Origin of the sequence: Rudaea sp. (assembly GCF_036560865.1) — a bacterium.
GTDB lineage: Bacteria > Pseudomonadota > Gammaproteobacteria > Xanthomonadales > Rhodanobacteraceae > Rudaea.
This window is the reverse complement of sequence record NZ_DATBQK010000155.1, coordinates 1-3,918: the sequence shown is the minus strand read 5'-3', so window position 1 is coordinate 3,918 and position 3,918 is coordinate 1. Positions and strand designations below refer to the sequence as shown.

At 61.9% G+C, this 3,918-nt stretch carries 6 protein-coding genes; 4 read left to right on the top strand and 2 right to left on the bottom strand.

Annotation, left to right across the window (positions count from 1 at the left end; translation table 11 throughout):
* On the top strand, positions 1–321 hold a 321-nt coding region (locus VIE67_RS14550), incomplete at its 5' end, for a restriction endonuclease subunit S domain-containing protein (protein ID WP_524539307.1).
* Here the strand turns inward: VIE67_RS14550 and VIE67_RS14545 are convergent.
* Both VIE67_RS14545 and VIE67_RS14540 read right to left on the bottom strand, forming a co-directional pair.
* Positions 275–691, bottom strand: coding sequence for a PIN-like domain-containing protein (locus VIE67_RS14545; RefSeq protein WP_332027172.1), 417 nt, complete (start codon positions 689–691; stop codon positions 275–277). The genes VIE67_RS14550 and VIE67_RS14545 overlap by 47 nt on opposite strands.
* Positions 688–1,371, bottom strand: a complete 684-nt coding sequence (locus tag VIE67_RS14540; RefSeq protein ID WP_332027171.1) for a DUF433 domain-containing protein — start codon at positions 1,369–1,371, stop codon at positions 688–690. The genes VIE67_RS14545 and VIE67_RS14540 overlap by 4 nt, the downstream gene beginning before the upstream one ends.
* Before the next feature lie 276 nt (positions 1,372–1,647).
* On the opposite strand from VIE67_RS14540, the gene VIE67_RS14535 reads away from it, so the two are divergent.
* From VIE67_RS14535 to VIE67_RS14525, 3 genes are all read left to right on the top strand, one after another.
* Positions 1,648–1,998, top strand: coding sequence for a helix-turn-helix domain-containing protein (locus tag VIE67_RS14535; protein WP_332027170.1), 351 nt, complete (start codon positions 1,648–1,650; stop codon positions 1,996–1,998).
* Positions 1,995–3,305, top strand: coding sequence for a type II toxin-antitoxin system HipA family toxin (locus VIE67_RS14530; protein ID WP_332027169.1), 1,311 nt, complete (start codon positions 1,995–1,997; stop codon positions 3,303–3,305). Before VIE67_RS14535 ends, VIE67_RS14530 begins: the two co-directional genes overlap by 4 nt.
* Positions 3,302–3,918 (top strand): type I restriction endonuclease (locus VIE67_RS14525; protein ID WP_332027168.1); only part of this gene is annotated, 617 nt, incomplete at its 3' end. The genes VIE67_RS14530 and VIE67_RS14525, both read left to right, overlap by 4 nt.

Below are 3,918 nucleotides of genomic sequence, written 5' to 3'. Positions count from 1 at the left end.
CCCATCACCGATTGTGCGAGCCTCTACTTCCTCTACTACGCGGTCTCTCTCCATAACCTCGCGAACCTGAGTGCCGACTCGGCTGTTCCGGGCCTGAACCGCAATCACGCTTACATGAGCAAACAGCTCATTCCTTCAGCTGGCGTGCTTAGAGCGTTCGATGCCGAAGTAGCACCCCTGTTCGCGGCAATTCACTCCAACCTCCACCAGTCCCGCACCCTCGCCACCCTGCGCGACACGCTGCTGCCTAAGCTGCTCTCCGGCGAACTGCGTGTCACCGATGCCACAGAACAACGCTGCCAGGTGCGTCGGAATCGATAGCGGTTTCGCCGGCCGGTGGTCGGTAAACCTTGGCAATGAATGGCGGCTCGTGACGGTCGAGGAATGCCAATATACGTTCCCTGGTCGCGGCAAAGGCGTGGGCGAGTTGCGGGTATGGTGCTTTGCCAATCACGACCAGCAATGCAACGCGGTGCTGCATGACGGCGGCAAGTTCGTTCGGCTTGTAGCGGATGCGCCCGTCGTGGGTGATCGCAATCCAGCCTCGCCGACCGACTGCTTCCAGCCAAGTTTCGTCGGAGCTGTCGGCCGCAAAGTGATCAGCATGTCGCTCCACCGCCAGGCCGGCGGCGCGAAGGATTTCCGGGAAACGCTTGCCAAGATCGCGGTCGGTGAAGAAGACCCGCTTCATGCGGCTCGCTCGTAGAGCACAGCCTCCTCGATCTCGCCTTCGGTCATGTCATAGTCGGCGGCGATATCGAACATGGATTCGCCCGCATCGAGGCGTTCAGCAATCGTGCCGGTGGTAACGCCGCGCAACGCGACAACGGGACGACCGAACGCAACGTGCGGATCAATAGCGATCGGCCGATTGCCCGCAGGAACATCGCTGGACGTGAATGGATAGAGGCGAACGGGAAACTTCCACTGATCCCATTCGACCCGCGCCAGGTGCTCGTTGAACAGATGACGCATGGCGATCTGTCCGGAGGCAGATAATTCTATGAGTTTGCCGTAACGTTCCAGCAGCAACTTCCCGGCGTCGGTACGAAGTTCCGGGCTGAGCAGAAGGCGCTCGATCTCCAGGGTTTTCTGCGCGTAGGCAATCGCCCGGCGCAAGGCATCCATCGACACGCCATGCTCGGTGCGCAGCGAACGCAACACATGAGCTTCGATGAGATTCCAGAACGACAGTATCGGCGGCGGCTTGCGCGCAGCATGAATGAGTGGGCTCGAGTGTGCGGTACCCGAGGCCTTCGGATAGGGACGACCAACCACCCACGAGCGCAATGTTGCCGGCGCCACTTTCAAATAGCGTGCAGCCTCGGCCACTGTGTAGCTTGGCGCGTTGCGAACATCGGTCTTGATCATGGTGAAGGATGCAGGCTCTAGCTGGGCTGGTTTTCGCAGTTCCGACACACTTGATTATACCCTGCCAAAGTTCTGCCATCCGGCTATATCCGGACTCAACCGTCATGGAATCGGTCGAAACAGCAAGGTTGGGCGAGCCAATGAGTCTGGATGAGTCCGTCGTCGAAGACGCCCCGTACATGACGCCGGTTCTGGCGATTTAACAGTAATAATTTAGTCGCCACAAGTGGCGATTATCTTGACAAATAGCCGTTTATTCGCCATATTTGACGAATAATGAAGATTGGCAGCGAAACATCGGATTCCACCGCGCTGCGCGAGCTTGGCGCGCGCATTGCCGCCGTACGGCTGACATTCAACCTGACCCAGGCGCAACTGGCGGAGCAGGCCGGCATTTCCAAGCGCACGGTGGAGCGGCTGGAGTCCGGTGCCGTGGCGACGCAACTTTCCGCCTTCCTGCGCGTGTTGCGCGTGTTGCGGCTGCAGGATCGCATCGAGTTGCTGGTGCCGGAATCGACGCCCGGCCCGGTGGCGCAACTCCAGCTGAAAGGACGCACGCGCAAGCGCGCATCCGGGCAGACGCAAGAACAAACCGCGACCACGAAAAAGTGGGCGTGGGAGCCATGACCACGGCCGAGGTGCTGCTCTGGGGTCGCAGCATCGGCGCGGTGTCACTCGCCGACGGCAGCACCACGGCAGCGTTCGAATACGTGCCGGCCTTCGTCGGCAGCGGCATCGAATTGTCGCCGCTGCGCATGCCGTTGCAGCGGCGCGTGTACCAGTTTCCGGAATTGCCGTTCAACACCTTTCATGGCCTGCCCGGACTGCTGGCGGATTCATTGCCGGATCGTTTCGGCAATGCCTTGATCGATCAATGGCTGGCAATGCAGGGACGCAAGCCGGAAAGTTTCAGCGCCGTGGAACGTCTGTGCTACATCGGCGCGCGCGGCATGGGTGCGCTGGAGTTCAAGCCGGTGCTGGGGCCGCGAACGCGCAAGTCCAGTCCGCTGGATGTGGCGGCGCTGGTGGCGCTGGCCTCAGAGGTGCTGACGCATCGCAAGGGGTTGAAAGCCAGCCTGCGCAGTGCGGCGCGCAAGCACGCGCTGGAGGACATCCTGCGCGTGGGCACGTCGGCCGGCGGCGCGCGCGCGAAGGCGGTGATCGCATGGAACCCGAAGACCAACGAGGTGCGTTCTGGTCAGGTGCCGGCAGGCGCCGGCTTCGGCTACTGGTTGCTGAAGTTCGATGGCGTGTCCGGCAACAAGGACAAGGAGCTGGACGATCCACAAGGCTACGGCGCGATCGAATACGCGTATGCGCTGATGGCGCAGGCGGCAGGCATCACGATGAGCGAATGCCGCTTGCTGGAGGAGAACGGACGCCGCCACTTCATGACGCGTCGCTTCGACCGCTTGCCCGACGGCGGCAAATTGCACATGCAATCGCTGGGCGCGCTGGCGCACTACGACTACAACCGGGTCGGCGCGTATTCCTACGAACAGGCGTTGGTTGCGATCCGTCAGCTTGGGTTGCCGATGGCAGCGCTGGAAGAGCAATTCCGCCGCATGCTGTTCAACGTGGTGGCGCGCAATCAGGACGACCACGTCAAGAACATCGCCTTCCTGATGGACAAGCAGGGCCGCTGGTCGCTGTCGCCGGCCTTCGATGTGAGTTACAGCTACAACCCGAATGGCGACTGGACCGCGCAGCACCAGATGACGCTCAACGGCAAACGCGATGGTTTTGTGCTGGCCGATTTTCGCACCTGCGCGAAGACGGCGATGTTGAAGCGCGGGCGCGACAAGGCGATCCTTGACGAAGTATGCGCGGCAGTGCGACGTTGGCCGGAGTTTGCCGAGCAGGCCGGGCTGATGAGCGTACAGCGCAAACGGATTGGTCGAACCCATCGCCTGCACTTTGCGGAGTCCGCATGAGGCTGGATGAATCCGTCGTCGAAGCTGCGGCACTGGACTGGTTCCGCGCGCTGGGCTATGCGATCGGCCACGGCCCGCATATCGCGCCGGGCGAGCCTGTTGCGGAGCGGGATTCGTTCGGCGATGTGGTTCTTGCCGAGCGACTGCGCACGGCGATCGCGCGGCTGAATCCCGCGATTCCCGAAGAAGCGCGTGAAGAGGCCTTGCGCAAGGTGCTGCGCATCGCAACGCCTTCTCTGGTACAGACCAACCGCGCTTTCCACAACCTGCTGCGCGATGGCGTGCCGGTCGAGTACGCGCGTGCCGATGGCTCGATCGCGGGCGATCATGTGCGGCTGGTGGATTTCATCGATGTGGCGGCGAACGACTGGTTCGCGGTGAACCAGTTCGCCGTGATCGAAGGCCAGCATCATCGGCGGCCGGATGTCGTCGTGTTCGTCAACGGGCTGCCGCTCGGCGTGATCGAGCTGAAGAATGCCGCGGATGAGGACGCGACGATCTGGAGCGCCTACGCGCAACTGCAAACCTACAAGGCGGAAATTCCGTCGCTGTTGCACTACAACGCGGTGCTGATGGTGAGTGATGGATTGCAGGCGCGCATCGGCTCGCTCAC